Below are 24,729 nucleotides of genomic sequence, written 5' to 3' on the forward strand. Positions count from 1 at the left end.
TTTCGCGGACACCGCCATGTTGTTCCTGCGTTTTGCCATCGCGACCGATCATTACGTCATCGAAGCGGGCCACGTCGCCGAGGTGCTGCCGTGGCTGGCGCTCAAGCGTCTGCCCGCCGCACCGGCATGGGTGGCGGGCGCGTTCAGCTATCGTGGCGAATCCGTGCCGGTGATCGATCTGACGCGGCTCGCGACAGGCCGTGATGCGCCTGCACGTCGCTCCACGCGGCTGGTGCTCGTGCACTACCCCGCGCCCGGCCCGAACGCCCGGCGTCTGGGGGTGCTTGTCGAGCGCGCGACCGATACCCTGCGCGCCGATCCGGCCGCGTTCCAGACGAGCGGTGTCGACCTGCCCGAAGGCCGCTATCTCGGCCCGGTGCTCGATACCGACGACGGACTCGTGCAGTGGGTGCGTGTCGACCAGTTGCTGACGGCCGACGCGCGCGCCATGCTGTTCGACGCGGCGAAGGACGTGCTGGCCGATGAGGCAGAGGGCGGGGGTGCGGCGAACGCAACGGAGGCGTCGTCATGAGCCACGTGCGAGACATCGAACGCTTGCTGTACGACACGATGGGGCTGGACGCCGAGACGCTCGGTGCGAACGCCATCGAACGTGCGATACGCGTGCGTCTTGCCGCCCTTTCCACCCAGTCGCCGGACATGAAGGACGCGCCGCCGTACTCGCGTTACTGGCAGCGTTTGCAGCAATCGCCGCAGGAATTGCAGGCGCTGATCGAGGCGGTGGTGGTGCCCGAGACATGGTTCTTCCGGCATCGCGACGCTTTCAACGCACTGACGCAGATGGTCCGTGATGAGCGTGAATCTCGCCGGGGCACCGCGCGCGAAGGACAGGCGCTGCGGCTGCTGAGCTTGCCGTGTTCCACCGGCGAGGAACCGTACTCGATGGCGATGACGATGTTCGACGCAGGCCTCGGTGCGAACGACTTCACCATCGACGCGCTCGACATCAGCGAACGCGCGCTGGCCGTTGCCCGCGAGGGACTTTACGGACGTAATTCGTTTCGCGGCGCACCGGGCACGTTGCTGTTCCGGGATCGCTACTTCACGCCCGAGGAAGAGAGCTTTCGTGTGATCGGTGCGCTGCGTACGCAGGTGCGCTGGCACGCGGGCAATCTGTTCGATCCGTCGCTCGTCGATCGGCTGGGCACGTTCGATTACGTGTTCTTCCGTAACGTGCTGATCTACTTCGACCGCGACGGGCAACGTCGTGCCATCGCCGCGCTCGAGCAACTCATGCGCATGGGCGCGACGCTCTTCGCCGGACCGGCCGAGGGGGGAACGCTGACCAGCAACGGGCTGGCACCGACCGGGCACGTGCAGGCGTTTTCGTTCCGCGTGGCGGGGCCGGTGCGCGATGTGCGGACGCCGGCAAGTCTGTCGCGGCCGACGGGCACGCTCGACGCCTTCCGTCCCGCGCCGCCGGTGAGTGCCTTCGACGCAGTAGCGCAGCATCGCGTTGCGTTGCCGCACATTTCGCACGTGCCACCGTCGCCCGCGCAAGCGCAGTCCCCGCTCCCGCCTGCGACCGGCGCAGGCCCCTCGCGCACGTTTGCGCCGATGACGCCCGTGGCGTCGGGGACGCCGCCGCCCGATTCCGCGCGTCCCGGCGTTTTTCAGCAGGTCGACGCCACCACCCGAACGGACATCGCTGTGCAACTAACGCAGGCGCAAACCGCTGCCGACGCAGGCGACCTTGTGGGCGCAGTGGCGTTGTGTTGCGCGGTGCTGGCCGTCGACCGGGCCAATGCGCAGGCTGAGTATCTGCTGGGGCTGGTCGAAGATGCGCGGGGCGACGCACAGGCCGCACTCATCCATTACCGTCGCGCGCTCTATCTGGAGCCGGGGCATTACGAAGCGCTGGTGCACTGCGCTGCGCTGCTCGACGCGCGCGGTGACGCTACCGGCGCACGACGTTTGCTCGAGCGTGCCGAACGCACCGAACGCACCGAGCGCGCGAGCACTTCGCGCACGACCACCGAATCGCATGATCAGACGTATCGCCACGGGAACCGACATCGATGACCTACCGCGAATCCGCGCCTGAGACCGGTCCTGTTTCCGGTGAGCGCAAACCTGCTTCGCAAGCGAACGGCAACACGCTGCATCGGCAGGCGGCCGAATTGCTCGACCGTCTGCCCGTGGTGCCGGTCGACCCGGCACCGTGGCGCGCCATCCCCGGCGAGCAGGAGCGCGAGCGCGGTGCGTCGCTGCTGCTTTTCCGACTGGCGGACGAATGGCTCGCCCTGCCCGCCTCCACCATCGAAGAAGTCGCACCGATGCGCGGCTGGCATTCCGTGCCGGGCCATCGGCAACGGGCGTTGCTGGGGCTCGTCAATCTGCGTGGTGCGCTCGTGCCGTGTCTGTCGCTCGGCGAACTGCTCGGCGTGCAGCCCGCACCGCAAACACAAACGCCGACGACGAACAGCCTGCGTGCAAGTACGGCGCGACTGCTGGCGTTGCGTCATGGACATCATCTGAGCGCGTTTCCTGTGACGGAAGTGCATGGTACGGTGACGCCCGCACGCGCATCCATGGGCGCAGTGCCCGCGACGGCGCTCGGTGCGTCGGACGGCTTTGCCGTCGCCGTGCTGCCGTGGCGCGACCACATCGTCGGTGTGCTGGACCCGCTGCGCGTCGGCGCGGCGTTCGATCGGAGCCTCGCATGAGCGACGATCTGCAGAACGCCACACTGCTCGACCTGTTCCGCATGGAGACGGAGACGCAGGCACAAGTCCTCGGCGACGGTTTGCTGGCGCTCGAACGCGCGCCCACCGACGCGGCGCGACTCGAAGCATGCATGCGCGCCGCGCATTCGCTCAAGGGGGCGGCGCGCATCGTTGGCGTCGAGGCGGGTGTCTCGCTCGCTCACGTGCTGGAGGACGCATTCGTCGCGGCTCAGCATGGTTCGCTTGTACTCAACGTATCGATCATCGATCGCCTGCTGCAAGGTGTCGATCTGCTCATGCGTCTCGCGCACCCGCCCGGGCGTGATCCGAACTGGGCGCAAGGCGCAGGCAAGGCAGAGATCGACGGGTTCGTCTCATCGTTCGCCAGCGAGCTTTCGACATTGACGGGCGATGCGGCGCAAGCGCCCGGGGTCTCGGGCGAACTCACGGCGTTCGATTACGCCAGCTATGGCATGGCGACGGGGGAGAGCGACGCTGCGAATACCGAAGCGCCTGTCTCTCACGTTTCGCCTGCAACTCCCGCGTCTGACGACGGCCACGTGCAGGAGGGTCTCGCACTCCCACGCTTCGTCGAGCACACGGTGCGGCCGACGCCTCCCGATACACGCGACGCGTACATCACCGAGCCGGGCGTACACGCGGACACCGGCGACGGCGCTTCGCGTGCCTTGCGTGTCTCTGCCGACAACCTCGACCGGCTGCTGCGGCTGTCGAGCGAGGCGCTGGTGGCGTCGCGCTGGTCGCAACCGTTCGCGCAATCGTTGCAGCGGCTGAAACGTCATCAGCACGACGCGGGCGACGCGCTCGACCGCGTGAGTTCGGCGCTCGCACAAGTGGCCGACCACTCCGACGATGATCGTCAGTTGTTACTCTCGGCGCTTGCAGACCTGCGGCGCGCGCTCGGTGTCGGCGGTCAGTTGCTGGCTGAACAGATTCACGAACTGGACGACTTCGACCGGCGTTCTACGCAACTGTCGCAGCGCCTGTACGACGAGGCGCTGGCGTGCCGCATGCGACCCATCGACGACCGCCTTGGCGGATTTGCCCGCATGGTGCGCGATCTGGGTCGCGCGCTTGGCAAACCGGCGCGGCTGGAGATTCGTGGCGCGGATACGCAGGTCGACCGCGACATCCTCGATCAGCTCGAGGCGCCGCTGGGACATTTGCTGCGCAATGCCGTCGACCACGGGCTGGAGCGCCCGGAAGTGCGTGCGGCGGCGGGCAAGCCTAGCGAAGGCGTCATTACGCTCAGCGCTCGCCATAGCGCCGGGCTGCTGCTCGTGAGCGTGTCCGACGATGGCGCAGGTATCGATATCGAGCGTGTGCGCGAGGCGGTGGTCAAGCGTGGGCTCGTTGCGCAAGAGACGGCTCGTCATCTCGACGATAACGAGTTGCTCGAATTCCTGATGCTGCCGGGCTTCACGTTGCGCGACACGGTCACGGACGTTTCCGGGCGAGGTGTCGGTCTCGATGCGGTGCGCGCGATGGTCGCGATGGTGCGGGGCACGGTGCGCATCGAACACACGCCCGGGCGTGGTACGAAGTTCATCCTGCAACTGCCGCTCACGCTGTCGGTGGTGCGCAGCCTGCTCGTCGAGATCGCGGGCGAGCCGTACGCGTTGCCGCTTGCCAGCCTGTCGCGCACGCTGGCGCTGCCGCAGGAAGACATCGACATGCTCGAAGGGCGTCCGCATTTCACGCTCGACGGCAGACAGATCGGACTCGTGAGCGCGCAGCAGGTGTTGTGCGGCACCGAACCGGCAGGCACCTCCGGCGATCAGCCGGTCGTGGTGTTCGGCGACGGCGAGGCGCGCTACGGGCTGGCCGTCGATAAATTTCTCGGCGAGCGTATGCTCGTCGTGCAACCGCTCGACACGCGGCTCGGCAAGTTGCCCAACATCGCCGCCGGCGCATTGACGGAAGACGGGTCACCGCTGCTCATCATCGATACATCCGATTTGGTGCGCTCGATTGCGAAAGCCGTGGAAATGGGTTCGTTGGAGCGCTTGCCGATGCGCGCCGCCCAGACCAGCGGACGCGGTCGCAAACGTTTGCTGGTGGTGGACGACTCGCTCACCGTGCGCGAGCTTGAGCGCAAGCTGCTCGCCGCGCGCGGCTACGACGTTAGCGTCGCGATCGACGGAATGGATGGCTGGAACGCAGTGCGCAGCGAAACGTTCGACATGGTGATCACCGACGTCGATATGCCCCGCATGGACGGCATCGAGCTGGTGACCCTGATCAAACGCGACCCGCGCACGGCGGAATTGCCCGTCATGATCGTTTCATACAAGGATCGCGAGGAAGACCGGCAGCGCGGACTCGATGCGGGTGCCGATTATTACCTCGCGAAAGGCAGTTTCCACGATGACACGCTGCTGCGCGCTGTCGTGGATCTCATCGGGGAGTCGGGGGCATGAAAATCGGCATCGTGAACGATTCGGTCATCGCGGTGGAGGCGTTGCGCCGCACGCTCGCGCAGCGTCCGGGCCTGGAAGTGGCGTGGGTCGCGCACGACGGCGCGCAAGCCGTACAGATGTGCGCGCCTGTGCCACCCGATCTCGTGCTGATGGATCTCGTCATGCCGGTCATGGACGGCGTGGCGGCGACGCGCGAGATCATGCGTCGCACACCGTGCCCGATTCTGATCGTGACGTCGGACGTCGGCCATCACGCGAGCCTTGTGTTCGATGCGATGGGTGCCGGTGCGGTCGATGCCGTCGATACGCCTGTGCTGGGGGCGGCGGAACTGGCGCGCCCGGCGTCTTCGTTGCTCGCGAAGATCGAAGCCGTGGCGGCGCAGCAGGCCGACGCTCGCATACCGCAGACGGTCGTGGTGCCGCGCGTCGTGCCCGAAACGGACGCACTGGTGGCCATCGGCGCGTCGGCGGGCGGCCCGGCCGCGCTGGCGACCCTGCTCGGACGCCTGCCTGCGAACTTCGCAGCCGGTGTGATCGTCGTACAGCATGTGGACGACGCCTTCGCGCCCGGCATGGCGGCGTGGCTCGATCAGCAGACACCGCTTTCTGTGCGGCTGGTGGAGGCGGGCGAGCGTCCCACGGCAGGGGTGGTGCTGCTCGCGGGCGGCAATCGTCACCTGCGGGTGGACGCCAGCGGCCGCTGCGTGTATACCGACGAACCCAGGGATGCGGTGTATCGTCCGTCCATCGACGTCTTCCTGCGCAGCGTGGCCGAGAACTGGCGCTCGCGCGCGGTGGGCGTGCTTCTGACGGGCATGGGCCGCGACGGCGCCGCAGGGCTGGGCGCCATGCGCACGCAGGGCTTCATGACCATCGCGCAGGATCGCGCGACGAGCGCGGTGTACGGCATGCCCAAGGCGGCAGCGGAAGCCGGCGCCGCGTCGCAAATCCTGCCGCTGAACATCATCGCGCCACAATTGGTGACGCTGTTCGGCACCGTATGACTGTGGGACAAGAACAGAGGGACGAATAACGATGACGACAACCCCGCGCCAACCCAAACCGGCCACGCCGCCCATCGGCACAGAAAGCAGCCTGAGCGAATCGTCGGCGATGGTATTGCTCGTCGACGATCAGGCGATGGTGGGCGAAGCGATTCGCCGTGCGCTGACCGGCGAAGCGAACATCGATTTTCACTATTGTGCGAATCCGGACGACGCGCTGCGTGTTGCCGAACAGACACGCCCGACCGTGATCCTCCAGGATCTCGTGATGCCGGGCACCGACGGGTTGTCGCTGGTGCGTCAGTACCGCGCAAGTCCGCTTACGCGCGACATTCCGATCATCGTGCTCTCGACCAAGGAAGAGTCGACGATCAAGCGCGAGGCGTTCGCGGCGGGGGCGAACGACTATCTGGTCAAGCTGCCCGACACCATCGAGCTGGTCGCACGCATTCGCTACCACTCGCGCTCGTACATGAACCTGCTGCAACGCGACGAAGCGTACCGGGCGCTGCGCGAGAGCCAGCAACAACTGCTGGAGACGAATCTGGAGTTGCAGCGTCTGACGCATTCCGACGGCCTCACCGGGCTGGCGAACCGTCGTTACTTCGACGAGTACTTCGGTGCCGAATGGCGTCGCGCCTTGCGTGAGCAACGCGAGATGGCGCTGCTGATGATCGACGTCGACAACTTCAAGATCTACAACGACACCTACGGCCACATTGCGGGCGACGACGTGCTGCGTCGCGTGGCGCGCACCATCGCCGAAGCGGCGGCGCGTCCGGCCGATCTGGCGGCGCGTTTCGGCGGCGAAGAGTTCGTGATGGTGCTGCCGAACACATCGGCCTCTGGGGCGGCGGCGATTGCCGAGAAAGTGCGCGCGCAGATCGAAGCGATGGCAATTCCGCACGTAGGGTCGGCCAACGGTCGGCACGTGACGATCAGTCTCGGCGGCGCGGCGCTGGTGCCGCGCACGCACATGGCGTCGACCTCGTTGATCGAGTCGGCGGATCTGGCGCTCTATCGCGCCAAGCAACAGGGCAAGAATCGCGTGGAGATGCAGCCAGGCGCTTCCTGAGCCTGAGGAGGGAGCATGACCTTCGAGCTGTTCTATTGGCCGGGCCTGCAAGGGCGCGGCGAGTTTGTCCGCCTCGCCTTCGAGGCCAGCGGCACGCCGTATGTCGAGATCGTTCAGGAGGATGGCCCGGGTCAGGGCATGGACGGTCTGCTGCAAACGATGGACGATCCGGCCTGCATGGATCCCCCCTTCGCGCCGCCTTTTCTTCGTGTCCGGCACCCGTCCGGCGACGAACTGATCGGACAGACGGCGAACATCCTCGCGTATCTCGGACCGTTGCTGGGCCTTGTCGGTGAACCGCCACGTGCGCGACGCTGGGTCAATCAGTTGCAGTTGACGCTGGCCGATCTCGTCGCGGAGGTGCACGACGGTCATCATCCCATCGCCAGTCGTCTCTATTACAGCAATCAGAAGACGGAGGCGCGCAAGCGCACGGCGGACCTGATCGACTACCGTCTGCCCAAATTCTTCGGGTATTTCGAGCGCGTGCTGGCGAACAATCCCAACGCCGGGGGATGGCTCAGCGAAGGCGCGCTGTCGTATGCCGACCTGTCGCTGTTTCAGGTGATCGAGGGGTTGTATTACGCGTTTCCCCGTGCCATGTCGGGATTTGCGAAGGCGTTCCCGCGCTGTCAGTCAGTGCGTGACGCCGTCGCTCGCGAGCCGCTGGTTGCCGCCTATCTGAAGTCGTCGCGACGCATTGCGTTCAACACCACGGGCATCTTCCGGCACTACAAGGAGCTGGATCGTGCGTCTCCGTTTTGATGCCGTTCTGACGGTCTGCCTTATTCCGGCAGCGAGGTATCCCCGGCGTTGAGCGGGCGCTGCATCAGCACGGTGTCGATCCAACGGCCGAATTTGAAACCGACGGACTTGAGCGTACCCGCATGCTCGAAACCGCATGCGATGTGCAGCGCGAGCGACGCCCGGTTGCCGCTGTCGCCGACGTTCGCAATCAGTTGTCGCCACGGACCGCCTTCACATCGCGCGATGAGTGTGAGCAGCAGCGCACGTCCGACCCCTTGTCCAATGGCATCGGCGGCGATGTACACCGAGTCTTCCAGCGTGAAGCGATAGGCCGAGCGCGGGCGGTAATGCGTGGCGTACGCATAGCCGAGCACCCTGCCCTCATGTTCCGCCACGAGATACGGCAGACCTGCGTCGCGAACCTTCGTGCAGCGCGCACGCATCTCCGCTTCGTCGGGCGGTACTTCTTCGAACGATGCCGACCCGGTGAGCACGTGATGGGCGTAGATGGCCGTGATGGCGGGCAGATCGTCGTCACGCACCGGCCGCACATTGCAAGCGCAGCGTGCGAGTTCGGTGCCGACGCATCGCGATTCGACGGATGCCGGTGAGACGGGCGCCGTCGACGACGAGCGGCAGGAATGAGCAGGACGGGACGACGACATACCAAAGAACCAGTAGCGTTGAAATTCACAACGGGCCGGTCTTCCGGCCCGTGACTGTCGGCAGTTTGCGCCGCTACTTGCTATAAGAAAAGCTTGTGAAAATTATGCGTTGCATAAGTCATTCTTTGAGGTGACGTTCAAGTCTCTTTCGACGTCTTCTCTGTCGCTGCGCCACCTGCCGAATCATCTGCTTGCGGCGGCACGCCACCGGCTCGCTGGACGGCATCGCCGCCCGTAACTCCTGACGCATCCGAGGCACCCGGTTCGGCATTCATCGCGTCGAGCCGAGCGCGCACGAAGCCGATGTGTTCGCGAAGCACGTAAAACTGATCGGCATACGCGAGCGGAATTTTCAGGCGGTTGACGGCGGCTTCGACGGCGTCGAGCCGGTGCCGCAGGTTCTTGTATTCCGTATGAGCGTCGTCGGCCAGCGCCTCGCGCTCCAGCGCGATGAGCGCACCGTACCAGCGATATAGCCGCGACTTCACACGCCAGCTATACAGCGACGGCACCAGCCGGAATGCCGGAATCAGTACCACGATGATCGGCACGAGCAGTACGACGATCCGGTCCGCGAGGCTCGCAATCCAGAACGGCAGGTGCCGGTACAAGAATCCCTTGCCTGACTTGTAGTAACGCGCGGCGTCGTCGGAAATCGGGAACTCATGCACTTGTGCGGACGGGAATTCGCCCGCGCGTTGCAGCAGGTTGGCCTTGCCGTGGACCTCGCGCGCCGCTTCGATGAGCAGATCGGAGAGCGCGGGGTGCAGACTTTCGCGCGCCACGAGTTCGACCGTCGGGCTGATGACGTGCACCGGCTGCGCCGGTAGATTGCGGCCGAGATCGAAGACCCCGCGCGGCAGCGTCAACTGATTCAGATAGGTGAAGCGACGCGTGTAGGCGTCGGCTTGCGCGAAGTCCATCAGCCGCACGCCGGGGGTGCGAATCAGCTTGCCCATCGTGGGGCCGGTGGCAGTGTCGCCGGTGAGCATCGCGGCATCGACACGTCCATCGATCAGCGCTTGCGCGGCTTCCTGCCCGTCGTAAGCGGTGAGCGTCGTCGGGCCGCCGGGCTCGATGCCGTTCGCCTTGAGCAGCGTGAGCGACAGCGCGCGTGCCCCGCTGCCTTCGCGGCCGATGGCGATGCGCTTGCCCGCGAAGTCGGAGAGCTTCGTCACGCGTTCACCGCGATAGAAGACGGAAATCGGTGCGTAGAACATGCTGCCGAGCGAGACCAGCCCCTCGGTATCGAGACCTTGCGATACGCCGCCCTGCACGAGGCCGAGGTCGACATTCTCCTTGTCGTCGGCCAGACGCTCGACGTTCTGACGCGAGCCTTCGGAGGTCAGCACATTAAGCGTGATGCCATCGCGCGCGAGGATGGTCTTGTAACGTTGCGCGGCGGTCCAGAACGAACTGCCTTCCGGTCCGGCGCTCAGCGTGACGGTGCGCGGCGGGGCCGGTTGTACGAGCCAGACAGCGAGCCAGATGGCCGCAATCGCGATGAGCACGACAGGGCCGAAGGAGACGGCGAGATCTCGCCAGGAAATCGCGACAAAACGCGCGCGGAGTCGCCGGTGGGCGGGTTGGTTAGAGTCAGTCGTCATGAATTGATCGGGCGGGCTTAGCCAACGGGTCCAACATTCGGCCGATCATACGCCATCTACGGCGTCGATCCCGAGGCTGGACCCAAGCCGTCCCCATCCAACGCAGACATCGTCAACTCATCGATTCGCGAGACTCTGCGCGAGTTGTTTCCACAGATGGTCGGCAGCAGGCGAGAGGCGGCGTCCCACGCGGGTCATCATCTGGCTGGAGAAACCGGCGGCAATCGGGTGGTCGATGGGCACCGCGACCAGTTCGCCGAGTTCGATGCCGCGCCGCGCGGTGATGGCCGACATGAAGGCGACACCCAGACCGGCTGCGGCGAGCGTCTGCGCCGTATTGAACAGGTCGACGCGATACGCGGGCGTTACGTTCAGACGCGCTGTGTCGAGCACCGAGTGCACGAAGTGCTGCACGCCGTGGGCTTCGGTCATGAAAATGAGCCGCTCGTGCACCAGTTCCGAGGGCGGCACGCTCTCCATCTTCGCGAAGCGATGCGTGGGTGCGACGACGGCACACAAGGCCTTGGCGGCAAACGGATGGATGCGCATGGCGGGATCGTCGTCCGAGCGGGCGCACAGGCCCATGTCGACCACGTCGTCGCGCACCAGCGAGAGCACGGCCGGTGTGGGGCCGGAGCGGATTTCCACGAGGATGTCCGGATAGCTCATCGAGAAGCGCTGTAATGCCTGCGCGATCAGGCGTCCGATAAACCCTTCGCCCACGCCGATGGCGACGCGTCCGCGCTTCAGATGCCGGTACTCCTCCAGTCGGGCCGACAAGTCACGCTGACGCCGCTGGCCGTCGCGGTAATAGTCGATGAGCACCTGACCGATTTCGGTGACGATCACGTTGCGTCCGCGTCGTTCGATGAGCGGAAATCGCAGCCGCCGTTCCAGCGCCGCGATCTGTCGGCTGACGACGGAGGGATTCACGCCGAGCGACTCGGCGGCCATGCGCACGCCCCCGGTCGAGGCGATCTCGGCGAGATATTTGAGCGGACGCTCACCAATGTCGTCCATCCACGATTCGTTGTTCATGTTTGTTTCACTGTTGCGTTCGAGCGGATGCACCGGTCTGGCGCATGAGACAGCCAATGATCGCCAAGGTGGCATTGTGCCCGTCAGCGGTTAGCGACAACCTATTGAATTAACAACGGTTTTGCTTGCCGATACCGACATCCGATCTATATCGCCGCTTCAAGAATTGTTGCCTTGAAAGCAACATTTTGACCCGCCGAGGGTCATCGGTGGGAAATTTCGTCGGTGCAATACTCCGCGTTAATCAAGAATTAGCAAAAACTAGAGAGGAGCCCCCGATGAGCGAGATTCGCTATTGCGAGGTGAGCGATCTGGCCGACGCGCGCGAGCAGTTGGCCGACATTCGTCACCACATCCACCAACACCCCGAGCTGTCCTACGAGGAAGTCGACACGTCGCGTTACGTGGCGCAGAAGCTGGAAAGCTGGGGTTACACGGTCACGCGTAACGTCGGTGGTCACGGCGTGGTGGCCTCGCTCACTGCGGGCACGAGCGGTCGCACGGTCGGTGTGCGCGCCGACATGGATGCACTGCCGATTCACGAACAGACGGGCCTTGCGTACGCAAGCGTGCACGACGGCAAGATGCACGCCTGCGGTCACGACGGTCACACGACGGTGTTGCTTGGCGCAGCACAACATCTCGCCAAGACGCGCAACTTCGACGGCACCGTCCATCTGATTTTCCAACCGGCGGAAGAAGCCGGTTCGAACAGCGGTGCGGAGCAGATGATCGCCGACGGCCTGTTCGAGCGCTTCCCATGTGAAGCGATCTTCGGTCTGCATAACCACCCGGGCGTCGCCACGGGCACGTTCGGTTTTCGCGCCGGTCCGCTGATGGCTGCGTGCGACACCGTCAAGATTCGTATCCACGGCCGTGGCGGTCATGCGGCGCGTCCGCATTTGGCCATCGACCCGGTGGTGATCGGCAGCGGTCTCGTGATGGCGTTGCAAACCGTGGTGGCGCGCAGCATCGATCCGACCGAAGCGGCGGTCGTGACCGTCGGTACGTTCCATGCCGGTTTTGCGCCGAACGTCATTCCGGAAGACGCCACGATGGAGCTGAGCGTGCGCTCGTTCTCGGCGAAGGTGCGCGCGACGCTCGAAGAGCGCATCTGCGCGCTGGTGAAGTCGCATACCGAAGGCTTCGGCGCGAGCGCCGACATCGAGTACATCCGTGGCTATCCGGTGCTAGTGAACAGCGAAGCGGAAACGGAATTTGCCCGCAGCGTGGCCGAGGAACTGGTCGGCACGGAGCACATCATTTCGCCGTTCCCGCCCATCGCGGGCAGCGAGGACTTCGCGTACTACCTGCAAAAGGTGCCCGGCTGCTTCATTCGCCTGGGTAACGGCGAAGGCAAACCGATGTTGCACAACGCCAAGTACGACTTCAACGACGACAATCTGACCATCGGTGCCGCCTTCTGGACGCGTCTGGTCGAACGCTTTCTTGCCAAGGACCGCGCATGAGCACCGCCACGCAATCGCAATCGTTTCAGGGTGACGGCGCAGCGTCGTCATCGTCAGTGCAGATGTCACCCGCACAGCAACGCAAGATCGTCTTTGCTGCCGTCATCGGCAACTTGCTGGAGTTCTTCGACTTCACGGTCTACAGCTACTTCGCGCTGACGATCGGCAAGCAGTTCTTCCCGGCCGACGACCCCATCACGTCGTCACTGCTCGCGTTCGCCGTGTTCGCGGTGGGCTTCGTGATGCGCCCGCTGGGCGGCATCGTACTCGGCCGTTACGCCGACCGCGCTGGCCGCAAGCCTGCGCTGACGCTGACCATCCTGTTGATGGCTGTGGGTTCGGCGGCCATCGGTCTTGCGCCGACGTATGCGCAGATCGGTCTCGCGGCGCCGCTGCTGATCGTGAGCGCGCGTTTGCTGCAAGGCTTCGCGCAGGGCGGTGAGTTCGGTGCCGCGACGGCCACGCTGCTGGAAGTGGGCGGCGCGAAGAGCCGTGGTTTCCGCGCAAGCTGGCAGTTGGCAAGTCAGGGCGCAGCCGCCCTGCTCGGCTCGGGTCTGGCGGCGAGCCTTGGCTTCCTGCTCTCGGACGACACCATGCATAGCTGGGGCTGGCGTATTCCGTTCCTGCTCGGCACGCTGATTGCGCCGGTCGGTATCTACCTGCGTCGTCACATTCAGGAAGAGCCGCCGAAGGCGAAGGCCGTCGCCGGTCGCGACGATCCCAAGCGTGCCCTGTATGTGCGCAACTGGTTCCTCACGATCTTCTCGATTGCGGGCATGTCCGTGTCGACGTACGTGATGATGTACTACATGCCGACGTACTGCATTCAGTACCTGGGTCTGCCGCCGAAGATGTCGATGCTCGCGGGCGTTGCCGCCAGCACGATCTCGCTGGTGATGTGCCCGATCTACGGCGCGTGGTCGGACAAGATGGGCAAACGCAAGCCGCTGACGATGTTCGGCCGCGTGGCGCTGATCGTGCTGCTGTACCCGGCGTTCTGGGTGATGATCAACTACCCGTCGCTGCCGGTGGTGCTGGCCGCGTTGATCGTGCTGATGCTGTGCTACACGATGGGGTCGGCCCCGGCGTACGCGCTGATGCCGGAGAACTTCCCGAAGCATCTGCGTGCGGGCTACATGTCGAGCGCCTATGCGATTTCGGTGTCGGTGTTCGGTGGTACGGCACAGCTCGTCGCGGGTTGGCTGATTCGTGTGACGGGCAACAAGATGGCCCCGGCGTGGTACATGATCGTTTGCGTGATCGTGTCGCTCATCGCGGTGTCGATGTTTGAAGAGACGGGTAACAAGGTGCTCGACGAGTAATTGCGCGGGACGCATACCGTTGCGCAGTCCCTTGCGTTTAGGTGAGGGGAAAAAAGAACGCCACGCATGAATGCGTGGCGTTTTTCGTTGTTGACGCTGTGCGACGTTGAGACGGCGGGTGGGACACCGGCGCGGATCACGCAGCGGACGAAGTCCCGGAATCGGCCGACGGGATAATGCGTCGAGAACGTCGGCTTTCAACTTGTGACACTCGCAGACGAGTTCGACTGTCATGTTTCCAAGCGCTTCAAAGATTGCGAGGAGGAACCGATGGGGTATTTCTCTGCCTGTGTCCGTCACCGTACAGGTCGTGAGCGCAAGAATGCGCTCGGAGAGATGGTTGAGTTTGTCGACGACTTTATGCAACAACGCCCGTTTTGAAAATTTACTTAACTTCGTCAAGCAAGCTTCTGACGGCGTCAATCAGTTGCATGTGAATTGGTGGTCTACCTTCACGGATCTTTTGAATCGTGGTCGTGTGTTCGTCTGGTCTTCCATTTATCTTGAAAATGATCACCAAATGATCACCGTAGTTTGTAACTGAAACAATCTCAACCATGACTTCCTCCTTGTGGTGGTAATAACGATTATTTCCGACTGCTTAAGCCTCGAGAATGAGGGGGATCTCGCCGTCGCTACAGCCGCTCGAAGATCGCCGCAATCCCCTGTCCGCCGCCGATGCAGGTCGTCACGAGTGCATAACGCGCGCCGGAGCGCTGTAACTCATGCACGGCCTTGGTCACCATGACTGCGCCGGTCGCCCCGACCGGATGACCGAGCGCAATGGCGCCGCCGTTCGGATTGACGCGTTCCGCGTCGAGCGACATCTCCTTCAGAAATGCCCCGACGACCGAAGCGAAGGCTTCGTTCAGCTCGATTACGCCCATGTGGCGAATCGAGAGGTCCGCGCGCTTAAGCACTTCTCGCGTAGCGACGACCGGTCCGATACCCATTTGCGCGGGCAGCACACCTACGCGCGCATGGGCGACGAGGCGCGCCAATGGCCGCAATCGTCGCAGCTTCGCGTTTTGTAGCGTCGTCACCAGCACGGCCGATGCGCCATCGTTGATGCCGGACGCGTTTGCCGCCGTAATCGTGCCGCCGTCGCGACGAAATACCGGTTTGAGTTGAGCGAAATCGTCGCCGGAAGGCGCTGGTCGCACGCGCTCGTCGCGGGTAAAGGTGGCGGGCTTGCGTGACGAACCGACGTCGATAGGGACGATCTGCGCATCGAAGTAACCCGCCTCGATCGCGTGAGCGGCGCGTTGATGCGAGGCGAGCGCGATGGCGTCCTGCTGCGCCCGGTCGATGTCGTAGGACGCCGCGATACGCTCGCCGAGTTCGCCCATGTGAGCACCGGTCATCGGATCGGTGAGGCCTCCCATCAGGGAGTCGGTGGCGACGACATCGCCGGGGCGCGATCCGAAACGATTCGCCGGGAGCAGATAGGGTGCGAGGCTCATCGTCTCCGCTCCGCCGCCGATGGCGGTCTCGGCTTCACCCGAATCGATGAACTGCGCGGCCAGGAGCACGGCTTCCAGACCGGAGCCGCAGAGCCGGTTGACGGTCAGCGCACCCGCGCGCGGTGCAATGCCGCCGCCGAGGGCGACACGTCGCGCAAGGTACATATCGCTTGCTGCGGTCTGATGGACGTTTCCGAACACGACCTGATCGACCCGGTCGCCCGCGATGCCGGTGCGTTCCAGCAGTGCACCCACGACCGCACTTCCGAGGTCGACGGGCGGTTTCTCCCGCAATGTACCGCCGAATTCGCCGATGGCGGTGCGTGCGGCGTCGATGATGACGATGTCGGTGCGCATCGTGAGGCCCTCCGAATCGTGACGATCAGAGCAGTTCGGCCGAAGACCGTCGCCGCCGATTGAATCGGCACCGACCGTTGCGACCCAAAACCTCAGCTTAGGACGCGACGTCGCATCGCGCACCTGACAACGTTAACAGGAGACGAACCGGGAAGGCTCGCCACCGCGCGACTACTTGCCGAACGTCACCTCGGAATCTAGCGGATACACCGGACGATTCACGCGTGAGAACGGGAACAGCGCGTAGTTCGAACTCGTCACACCGTTGCTGTCGCATTCGACCAGACCGGCCGAGATGGGCACGAACACCGGGCGGCAGTACATGCGCGATTTGAGCAGCAGGAACTGTTCGTTGCGCGGGTCGAGCCCCACGCACGTGAACACACCGTGATCCCACGGCTCGTGCGTGCGCTCCGTCACCACAATGCGGGCTGCGCCGATGTCGAACAGCACCGTACGCCCCATGTAGCAGCGCTGACCCGTGTAGGTCGGACCCGTCACGACGTATTCGCCGTCGCTGATCTTGCGCACGATGCCGGTCAGCACCGGCGGCGTCTTGGTGATGCCCAACTGAGTGAGCGGACGTTTGTTTCCTACCGCCAGCGTGACTTCGGCACCTTCACCCGCGGCGATCAATGTCGCCACGGCCTCGGGGTCGCACAGCGGGCCAACGCCGATCCCGGTCAGACCGCCTTGCAGTGCGGCCTCCAGTACATCCATCGTGTCGCATGTGCCGCCCGACATGCAGTTGTCGCTGTGATCGAGCAGCAGCACCGGTTTGTCGGCACCTTGTGCCAGCCGCTTCGCTTCGGCAATCGACTCGTCCAACGGTGCGCTGCGATAGACGAAGCCGTCGCGCTCGTCCCATGCTTGTGCCGCGATGCGATTGGCGACTGCTTGCGCACGCGCGACACCGTCCTCACCTTCCTCGGCCGTCACCACCACGCTGATGCACGGCGCCGGAATGTCAGCGAGCGAAAAGCCCGAGAACACCGATACCGCCGGGATGCCCTCCTCGGCCTCGGCGCGGCGCGCGGCGTCCAGCGCCCGCTTCATCGCGCCGCCATGACTCGTGCTGCGCAGCGAGTGCACCATCAGCGGCGGCTGTTGCCACACCACCTTCGGGCGACGCTTGCCTGCCAGCATCTCGAACAGCAGACGCCCGGCATGCTCGCCCGTCTCGTACATATCGACGTGCGGATACGTCTTGAAGCCGACGACGATGTCGGCGTTCGCCACGATCTTCGGCGTGACGTTCGCATGCAAATCGAGCGCCACGGCAATCGGCGTGTCGGGCGCGGCGGCGCGAACACGCGCGAGCAGATCGCCTTCGCCGTCGTCGCTGTTTTCCGCGACCATCGCGCCGTGCAGATCGAGCAGAATCGCATCGACGCCGGTGGCCGCCGCCACGACGCGACGGCACAGTTCGTCATACGCACTCGCCGCCACCGGACCGCTGGGATTCGCACTCGCGGAAACGGGCGTTACCATCTGCGCGCCCGCCGCTTCTGCCAGATCGATGAACGCGGACATCGCCGTGCGCATGCCCTTGTTGTCGCGATAAGCGTCGGCATCGAACTTCGGTCCTTCATTGCCGAAGGCTTCGAGCGGCGTCGGGACTGGCGAGAACGTGTTCGTCTCGTGATTCATCCGCGCGATCATGACTTTCATGCGGCACCTCCGGCGCGTTGCAGCATCGCTTGCAGCAATACGTTGCAACCGGCTTCGAGGTGCGCCGGATCGGCGTCTTCTATCTCGTTGTGGCTGATGCCGTCCTTGCACGGCACGAAGATCATCGCCGTGGGGGCGACACGGGCGAGATACACCGCGTCGTGTCCTGCGCCGCTGATGGCGTCCATCGACGAATAACCGAGCGTCTGTGCGCCGGTGCGGATGGCGTCGACCAGTTCCGGCGCGAACGGCTGCGGCGGGAAGTACACGACCTGCTCGATGGCGACGTCGATGCCCTTCGTGCTCAGCGCGGTACACTCGGCGCGCAGCTTCGCATTGAGGGCGTCGAGCGTGGCGTCGTCCGCTGCGCGCAGGTCGACGGAGAGCGTCACGCGACCCGGAATGACGTTGCGGGAGTTCGGATAGTTGTCGACCCAGCCCACCGTGCCGCGCGCGTGCGGCGCATGTTCGCAAGCAATGCGGTTTACGGCCTGAATCAGCTGTGCCGCCGCCAGCAAGGCGTCGCGACGCAGTTCCATCGGCGTCGGGCCCGCGTGGGCTTCCATGCCGGTGATGGTGACGTCGTACCAGCGCTGGCCGAGCGCGCCCTGCACCACGCCGATGGTCTTCTCGTGCGCTTCGAGGACCGGTCCCTGTTCGATGTGCGCTTCGAAATACGCGCCGACGTCGCCCGTCTTCCCAACGGCAGACGTCTTGCCCGCATACCCGATGCCGCCCAGCGCTTCGGCGACACTGATGCCGTCGCGATCCTTCTGCGTGAGCGCGTGTTCGAGCGTGAACGCGCCCGCATAGACCCCCGAGCCCATCATCACGGGCACAAAGCGAGAACCTTCCTCATTCGTCCAGACGGCGACTTCGAGCGGCGCTTCCGTCACGATGTCATTGTCGTTAAGTGTGCGCAGCACTTCGAGGCCAGCCAGCACGCCGTAATTGCCGTCGAACTTGCCGCCGGTCGGCTGCGTGTCGATGTGGCTGCCGGTCATGACGGGCGGCAGCGCGTCGTTACGCCCGGCGCGTCGCGCGAAGATATTGCCGATGGCGTCGATGCGCACCGTGCAGCCGATCTCCTTGGCCCACGTCACGAACAGATCGCGACCCTGACGGTCGAGGTCCGTGAGCGCGAGACGGCAGACGCCGCCCTTCTCGGTCGCGCCGACCTGCGCGAGTTTCATGAGACTGTCCCACAGACGCGCACCGTCAATGCGCACTGCGGCAGCCGGTTGATCGAGACGTTCCATGTTTTTCTGTCCTTGAGAATTGCCTATCGACGCCAGCGGGGACGCCAGTCGGGCGGGCTACGCCACGCCGACGCCGAGATAACGGTCCTTGACGACCTCATCGGCGAGAAACGCCGCGTTGTCCGCGCCATACACGATCACGCCCTGCTCGACGATGTAATGCCGGTCGGCGAGCTGCGTGCAGACTTCCAGATTCTGTTCGACGAGCAGGATGGCCACGCCCGCCTGCTTGATGAGCTTCAACTGCGCCACGATCTCTTCGACGATCACCGGCGCCAGCCCTTCGACGGGTTCGTCGAGCATGAGCAGACGCGGGTGATTCATCAGCGCGCGCCCGATGGCGAGCATCTGCTGTTCGCCGCCCGAGAGTTGCGCACCGCCGTTCTTGCGACGCTCCTGCAAGCGCGGAAAAATGCGGTAGATATCGGCGAGTTGCCACGGCGAATCGCGTCGCGCGCCGAGCTTCAGATTCTCCTCGACGGTGAGCAGCTTGAAGATGCCGCGATGCTCCGGCACGAAGCACACGCCGCGCGCGGCGATGCGATGCGCGGGCTGCCCGGCGACCGGCTTGCCCATGAAGGTGATGCTGCCCGCCTTGGGCGTCACCACACCGGCGACGGTCTTGAGCGTCGTCGACTTGCCCGCGCCGTTGCGACCGAGCAGTGTGACGAGTTCGCCGTCGCCAATCTGAAACGACACACCTTGCAGGATGTGGCTCTTGCCGTAATAGCTGTGAACGCCTGCGACGTCGAGAATCATGCGCGGCCTCCCGTGATCATGTTGCCCAGATAAGCGGCGCGCACGCGGTCGTCGGCACGAATCGCATCCGGCTTGCCTTCGACGAGGACACGGCCTTGCTGCATGACGGTGATCGTGTCGGAGATGTCCATCACGATGTTCATGTTGTGCTCGATCAGTACGACGGTGTGGTCGTCGCGCAGGCCACGAATGAGTTGCTTCATGTCGTCGAGATCGTCGATGCCCATGCCGGACGTCGGCTCGTCCAGAAAGATCGCCTTGGGACGCGCGGCGAGCGCCATGCCGACTTCGAGACGTCGCTGCTGCCCGTGCGAGAGCAGACCCGCGGCGGTGTCCGCATGACGTGTGAGCGCGAGTCGCGTGAGCACGTCGTCCACGACGGCCGCACAGGCGCGCGCGCCGTCCGCCTTGTGCCAGGTCGACAGCGCCTGACGCGGCGTCACGCCCAATGCCGCCAGACGCAGGTTCTCGCGCACCGACAGGTTCTGGAACAGTGCCGTCACCTGAAACGAGCGGGCGATGCCGCGTTGCACACGACGGTAATCGGCTTCGGTCGTGACGTCGTGACCGTCGAACATGATGCGTCCGCCCGAGACCGGCACAGTGCCCGTGAGCATGTGGAACAGCGTGGTCTTGCCCGCGCCGTTCGGTCCGATCACAGAGTGCACCGTGCGCGGAGCGACGCGCAGATCGACTCCGTGCAGTGCGGTGAACTTGCCGTAACGTTTGACGATGCCCGAGGCTTCGATAAGAGCGTCGCTCATGTCGGGTCTCCCTGCGTACTCTGTGTATCCAGCTTGTCGTTCGACGTATTGCGGCGGCCCGTGATGCGGTACCACAGCGATTCGCCCACGCCCCACAAGCCGCGATGCATGAACAGACTCACGGCGATGAGCAGCAGGCCGAGCAGCAACAGCCAGCGCGGCCAGAGCGTTGACAACCAGTCGGCGGCCAGCACGTAGAACGCCGCGCCCAGCACCGAGGCGAACAGATTGCCCGTGCCGCCGATCACCGTCATCACGAGGATCATCTCGCTCGTGTGGTACTCGATGTTGGACAGCGGTGCGATGCCCGTCATCAACGCGTGCAGCGCGCCAGCCAACGCTGTGACGGCGCCGGAGATGGCAAACGCCACGAGCTTGAACGTCTTCACGTGGTAACCGATGGCTGCTGCGCGCGTTTCGTTATCGCGAATGGCCAGCAACGTGCGGCCGAACACCGAGTCCGCCACGCGCAACAACCAGGCGAAGACGATCAGGAAGATGACCGCGACGAAGGTGTAGTACTGCCACGGCGTCTCCAGCGGAATCAGCGTCTTGCCGCCAATGGCGAGCGATTTGCGCGGAATGTCGAGCAGGCCGTTGTCGCCGCCGGTCCAGTCCGTCGCGGTATAGGCGAAGAAGTAGAACATCTGCGCGCACGCAAGCGTGAGCATCACGAAGTAGGTGCCCTTCTGCCGGATGGCGAAGCTGCCCACGAGGGCCGCTATCGCCGCACCCAGCACGATGGAGGCAACGATGGCCACCGGCATCGGCAACGACCAGCGCGTGAGCATGATGCCCAGCGTGTAGCTGCCCAGCCCGAAGAAGATGCCCTGACCGAACGACAGCAGACCGGTGTAGCCCAGCAGCAGGTTGCAGCCAAGGACGGCGAGCGCGTAGATCAGCACTTCGGTGGCCAACGTGCCCGACGAGAGCGCGACCGGCAGGATCAGCGTGACGGCGGCGGCGAGCCACCAAAAACGGTAACGTACGAGCATCATCCCCTCCCGAGCAGGCCGTGCGGACGCATGAGCAGCACCGCTGCCATCGCCACGTAGATCATGAGACGCGCGCCTTCCGGCCAGATCGTGCTCATCAGACTCTGCACGATGCCGATCACGAGACCGCCCACCAGCGCCCCGGCGAAGCTGCCCATGCCGCCGATGACGACCACCACGAACGCAATGCCCAGCGCTTCGATGCCCATGAACGGCTCTACGCCGCGCACCGGTGCGGCCAGTACACCCGCGAGTGCCGCTGTGCCTGCGCCGAGGGCAAACGCCAGACTGAACACCCGGAACACGTTGATGCCCAGCAACGACACCATCTCCGACGACTCGCTGCCCGCGCGTACTGCGCTGCCGAGACGCGTGCCTTCGAGCAACCACCACAGCACGGCGGCGAAGACGGCGGTGAAGCCGATGAGGAAGAGGCGGTACTTCGGATAGATGAAGCTGCCCCACATCACCACGCCGTCGAGGATTTCGGGCACGGCGACGTTATCGCCCAGCGGCCCCCAGATGATGATGACGGCTTCCTGCACGACGAGTGCCAGGCCGACCGTCACGAGAATGTGGAACTCGTGCGCCTTCTCGTAGATGTGCGAGAGCAGCACCTTCTCGGCAATCCAGGCGAGCGCGCCCACGACGATGGGACACACGATGAGGGCGAGCCAGAACGACATGCCCCATTGCATTGCCTGATAGCAGAAGTACGCGCCGAGGAGATAGAAGGCACCGTGCGCGAAGTTCACGAAGCGCAGCAGGCCGAAGATGATCGATAGGCCGACGGCGAGCAGGAAGTACAACATCCCGATCCCGACGCCGTTGATGACTTGGAGCAAGTAGACGTTCATGCGCGTCCCGGAGAGCTTTGGAGCAGACGTGGAACACCTTGTGCCGTGCGAGTTGCGCAGCACAGACGACACATGCGGGGACGACGTGCGTCCCCGCGAGCGACAGACTTCAGATAGCGTAACGAAGTGAAACGGCGTCAGGCCATCTTGCACTCGGTCTTGTCGAGCGGCAGGAACGACTTCCCTGCACTCACGATGTCGGCGTAGTCGTCGGCGTTCTTCATCTTCGCCTTCGCCTTGCCCTTGAGCAGGTAGTAGTTCTTGAGCACCTGATGGTCGCCCTTGCGAATCTCTTCCGGTCCGGTGAGACCGTCGTACTTCAGGCCCTCCATCGCTGCGATGACCGCCTTCGGATCGGCGCTCCCTGCCTTGACCATGCCGTCGAGCATGAGCTTGGTGCAGATGTACGAACCGGCAAGGCTGTAGTTCGGGTTCTGCTTGAAGCGGTCCTGCGTGCGCTTGACCAGATCGAGGTTCAGCGGCGAGGCCACGGCGTGCCAATACTGCGCGCCGAAGTACACACCGTCGCACAGATCCGCGCCGAGCGTCTCGAACTGCTCCAGACCCGAGGCCCAAGCCATCAGGATCGTGCAGTTCTTCTTCATGCCGAAGCTCACGGCCTGACGCAGCGTGTCGGACGACTGCGAGCCGAAGTTCAGGATCAGCAGCACGTCGGGCTTCGCGGCAGCGGCGTTCGTCAGATAGCCCGAGAACTCCTTTTCGGTGAGCGAGTGATAGCTGTTGCCCACGTGCTCGATGCCCTTTTCCTTGAAGATGTTCTTCGCGGCGGTGAGCAAGCCTTCGCCGAACACGTACTGCGGCGTGATCGTGTACCAGCGCTTGGCCTTCGGCATCGATTCGATGAGCGGACGCACCGTCTGCTCAATCGCGCCGAAGGTCGGCACGGACCAGCGGAACGTGGCGTTGTTGCAGTCCTTGCCGGTGATTTCGTCAGCCCCGGCCGTGGTGATGAAGATGCCACCGGCCTTCTCGACCTCCTTGCCCATGGCGAGCGCTTCCGAGGAGAGAATGCCGCCAGCGAAGAAGCGAGCGCCCTTCTGCTGCGCGATTTCCTGCACGCGGCGAATCGCCGTTGCGGGTTTACCTTCGGTATCGAGCGTGGTGTAAGCGAGCGGACGGCCGAGCACTTTGCCATATTGCTCGACGATGAGCTTCATGCCCAGATCGGCGAACTTGCCGTTGGCGGCAAACGGTCCCGACATGGGCACCGGACACGCCAGTTGAATGGCCCCGGTGCTTTGCGCGAACACGTCGCGAGCGGTGAATAGAGAGCCGGGCAGAGAGGCCGCGGCGGCGAGCTTCAACAGTTCACGACGATTCAATTTGGTCTCCATTCGGGGAGCAATCGTTCATGGGGTCAAACGCCTTTTTCCCTATCCGTCATATTTATTATGATAAATAGGATGGATTGGATCGTAGGTATAATGATTTTCCGTGTCAATCGGAAAAAATTCCGATCCGGGACAACCCGGAAAGCAAGACACGACGTGCGTTCACCGCTGCGGTGACGCACGTTTCAAGTGCGAACAGACTCCTGAGGCGCTACATGGCATTGGATGCACAAACGGTGCGAGAGCCGTTGGAAATCAAACAACAAAAGCGGGGCGATCTGGTCGCCGAAGCCATCAAGCGTCTGATCACGGAAGGCAATCTGTTGCCCGGCGATCGTCTGCCGCGCGAAGTCGAATTGCAGCAGATGTTCGGCGTATCGAAGAGCACGATTCGCGAAGCGCTCAAGTCGCTCGAAGTGCAGGGACTCATCAAGGTGAGCACCGGGCCGTCGGGCGGTGGCATGGTCGTGGAAGTGCCGCTGGAGCGTACGTTCCAGCTCATGCAGAACTATCTCTTCTTCAAGGAAGTGAGCATCGACGACATCTATACGGTGCGTCAGTTGCTCGAACCCGAACTCGCCGCCGGTGCAGTGCCGCATCTGACGCAAGCCGATTTCGCTGCGCTCGAGAACAACATGTCGTGTTGCAGTCCGGCGTCGCACGATCGTCGTGAGTTGCTACGTCAGCGTCAAGCCGATGTCGACTTTCATGACATCCTCGCGGCCGCCAATCCCAACAGTTTCCTGCGCTTTACGTGCGAACTCGTCAACGAGATGATTCGTCAGCTGATCGTATTCGGCAACGAGACGCCGCGTCGCGAACACGAGAAGTTCGGCACGGCCAACGTCAACATCCATCGCGAGATCACGGATGCGGCGCGCGCTGGCGATGCCGAGCGCGTGCGCGAACTCATGCATTTCCACATGCAGGAGGCGCGCACTTACATCAAGCGGATGAACGGTAAGCTGCGCGGCCGTCTGATTCTCGATTCGGATATCGCCGACATGCAGCAGCGGGTGCGCTCGCAGTTGGGTGCGAATGCTGCGCCGGTCTCGCGCCGCAAGCCAACGGCGAAGACGGAGAAGATCGCGACGGCGGACGCCGCACCGGCACCGAAGCGCATGACGCGCAAGGCGACGGGCGAGGGCATGGTAAAGAAGGTCGCGACGAAGAAGGTAGTAACGAAGGCGCCGGTTG

The 24,729-nt window shown here is 64.1% G+C and carries 21 protein-coding genes and 1 pseudogene; 10 read left to right on the forward strand and 12 right to left on the reverse strand.

Annotated elements, in window-relative coordinates; genetic code table 11:
• Positions 1-16: 16 nt before the first annotated feature.
• The 7 genes from NTU39_RS01010 to NTU39_RS01040 are packed head-to-tail and all read left to right on the forward strand — an operon-like array spanning position 17 to position 7,972.
• Positions 17-532: a chemotaxis protein CheW gene (locus NTU39_RS01010; RefSeq protein ID WP_257959010.1), complete on the forward strand. Its 516-nt coding sequence runs from the start codon at positions 17-19 to the stop codon at positions 530-532.
• Complete coding sequence (locus tag NTU39_RS01015) at positions 529-2,043, forward strand: CheR family methyltransferase (RefSeq protein WP_257959011.1); 1,515 nt, start codon at positions 529-531, stop codon at positions 2,041-2,043. Before NTU39_RS01010 ends, NTU39_RS01015 begins: the two co-directional genes overlap by 4 nt.
• Positions 2,040-2,687, forward strand: a complete 648-nt coding sequence (locus tag NTU39_RS01020) for a chemotaxis protein CheW (protein WP_257959012.1) — start codon at positions 2,040-2,042, stop codon at positions 2,685-2,687. The genes NTU39_RS01015 and NTU39_RS01020 overlap by 4 nt, the downstream gene beginning before the upstream one ends.
• Complete coding sequence (locus NTU39_RS01025) at positions 2,684-5,128, forward strand: hybrid sensor histidine kinase/response regulator (protein WP_257959013.1); 2,445 nt, start codon at positions 2,684-2,686, stop codon at positions 5,126-5,128. Before NTU39_RS01020 ends, NTU39_RS01025 begins: the two co-directional genes overlap by 4 nt.
• A complete protein-coding gene (locus NTU39_RS01030; protein WP_150663827.1) occupies positions 5,125-6,132 on the forward strand; it encodes a chemotaxis response regulator protein-glutamate methylesterase in 1,008 nt (335 codons plus the stop codon). The genes NTU39_RS01025 and NTU39_RS01030 overlap by 4 nt, the downstream gene beginning before the upstream one ends.
• A 31-nt stretch (positions 6,133-6,163) precedes the next feature.
• Positions 6,164-7,207, forward strand: a complete 1,044-nt coding sequence (locus NTU39_RS01035) for a diguanylate cyclase (RefSeq protein ID WP_373275348.1) — start codon at positions 6,164-6,166, stop codon at positions 7,205-7,207.
• A gap of 15 nt (positions 7,208-7,222) precedes the next feature.
• On the forward strand, positions 7,223-7,972 hold the full coding sequence (locus NTU39_RS01040; protein ID WP_257959015.1) for a glutathione S-transferase: 750 nt from the start codon (positions 7,223-7,225) through the stop codon (positions 7,970-7,972).
• A gap of 20 nt (positions 7,973-7,992) precedes the next feature.
• Here NTU39_RS01040 and NTU39_RS01045 read toward each other — a convergent pair whose 3' ends face one another.
• From NTU39_RS01045 to NTU39_RS01055, 3 genes are all read right to left on the reverse strand, one after another.
• On the reverse strand, positions 7,993-8,619 hold the full coding sequence (locus NTU39_RS01045) for a GNAT family N-acetyltransferase (protein ID WP_373275349.1): 627 nt from the start codon (positions 8,617-8,619) through the stop codon (positions 7,993-7,995).
• Between the two features lie 137 nt (positions 8,620-8,756).
• Positions 8,757-10,226, reverse strand: coding sequence for a TAXI family TRAP transporter solute-binding subunit (locus NTU39_RS01050; RefSeq protein WP_257959016.1), 1,470 nt, complete (start codon positions 10,224-10,226; stop codon positions 8,757-8,759).
• Between the two features lie 117 nt (positions 10,227-10,343).
• Positions 10,344-11,264: a LysR family transcriptional regulator gene (locus tag NTU39_RS01055; RefSeq protein ID WP_257959017.1), complete on the reverse strand. Its 921-nt coding sequence runs from the start codon at positions 11,262-11,264 to the stop codon at positions 10,344-10,346.
• Positions 11,265-11,542: 278 nt separating this feature from the next.
• Between NTU39_RS01055 and NTU39_RS01060 the strand changes: the two genes are divergently transcribed.
• Positions 11,543-12,733, forward strand: coding sequence for a M20 aminoacylase family protein (locus NTU39_RS01060; protein ID WP_150663832.1), 1,191 nt, complete (start codon positions 11,543-11,545; stop codon positions 12,731-12,733).
• Positions 12,730-14,055: an MFS transporter gene (locus NTU39_RS01065; protein WP_257959019.1), complete on the forward strand. Its 1,326-nt coding sequence runs from the start codon at positions 12,730-12,732 to the stop codon at positions 14,053-14,055. Before NTU39_RS01060 ends, NTU39_RS01065 begins: the two co-directional genes overlap by 4 nt.
• 385 nt (positions 14,056-14,440) lie before the next feature.
• Here the strand turns inward: NTU39_RS01065 and NTU39_RS01070 are convergent, their stop codons facing one another.
• The 9 genes from NTU39_RS01070 to NTU39_RS01110 form a co-directional block, all read right to left on the reverse strand.
• Positions 14,441-14,614 carry a hypothetical protein gene (locus NTU39_RS01070; protein ID WP_174984506.1) on the reverse strand — a complete coding sequence of 58 codons (174 nt, stop codon included), beginning with the start codon at positions 14,612-14,614 and terminating at the stop codon, positions 14,441-14,443.
• Between the two features lie 76 nt (positions 14,615-14,690).
• Positions 14,691-15,875 (reverse strand): acetyl-CoA C-acyltransferase, encoded by a 1,185-nt coding sequence (locus NTU39_RS01075; RefSeq protein ID WP_257959021.1) that lies wholly within the window; start codon positions 15,873-15,875, stop codon positions 14,691-14,693.
• Positions 15,876-16,046: 171 nt separating this feature from the next.
• On the reverse strand, positions 16,047-17,546 hold the full coding sequence (locus tag NTU39_RS01080) for a M81 family metallopeptidase (protein WP_150663834.1): 1,500 nt from the start codon (positions 17,544-17,546) through the stop codon (positions 16,047-16,049).
• The gene (locus tag NTU39_RS01085) at positions 17,543-18,805 is read right to left on the reverse strand and encodes a Zn-dependent hydrolase (protein ID WP_150663835.1); all 1,263 of its coding nucleotides are present in this window, start codon (positions 18,803-18,805) and stop codon (positions 17,543-17,545) included. Before NTU39_RS01085 ends, NTU39_RS01080 begins: the two co-directional genes overlap by 4 nt.
• A gap of 57 nt (positions 18,806-18,862) precedes the next feature.
• Entirely contained in the window at positions 18,863-19,564 is a 702-nt protein-coding gene (locus tag NTU39_RS01090) for an ABC transporter ATP-binding protein (protein ID WP_150575063.1), read from the reverse strand.
• Positions 19,561-20,328 (reverse strand): ABC transporter ATP-binding protein, encoded by a 768-nt coding sequence (locus NTU39_RS01095; RefSeq protein WP_150663836.1) that lies wholly within the window; start codon positions 20,326-20,328, stop codon positions 19,561-19,563. The genes NTU39_RS01090 and NTU39_RS01095 overlap by 4 nt, the downstream gene beginning before the upstream one ends.
• A complete protein-coding gene (locus NTU39_RS01100; protein ID WP_174984598.1) occupies positions 20,325-21,323 on the reverse strand; it encodes a branched-chain amino acid ABC transporter permease in 999 nt (332 codons plus the stop codon). The genes NTU39_RS01095 and NTU39_RS01100 overlap by 4 nt, the downstream gene beginning before the upstream one ends.
• Entirely contained in the window at positions 21,323-22,180 is an 858-nt protein-coding gene (locus NTU39_RS01105) for a branched-chain amino acid ABC transporter permease (RefSeq protein WP_150663837.1), read from the reverse strand. The genes NTU39_RS01100 and NTU39_RS01105 overlap by 1 nt, the downstream gene beginning before the upstream one ends.
• 137 nt (positions 22,181-22,317) lie before the next feature.
• Positions 22,318-23,523, reverse strand: coding sequence for an ABC transporter substrate-binding protein (locus NTU39_RS01110; RefSeq protein ID WP_150664189.1), 1,206 nt, complete (start codon positions 23,521-23,523; stop codon positions 22,318-22,320).
• 224 nt (positions 23,524-23,747) lie between these two features.
• Here NTU39_RS01110 and NTU39_RS01115 point away from each other — a divergent pair.
• Positions 23,748-24,560, forward strand: a pseudogene (locus tag NTU39_RS01115) (FadR/GntR family transcriptional regulator); the annotation flags it as partial.
• Between the last annotated feature and the right edge of the window lie 169 nt (positions 24,561-24,729).

Source organism: Pandoraea commovens (assembly GCF_024704525.1).
Lineage (GTDB): Bacteria > Pseudomonadota > Gammaproteobacteria > Burkholderiales > Burkholderiaceae > Pandoraea > Pandoraea commovens.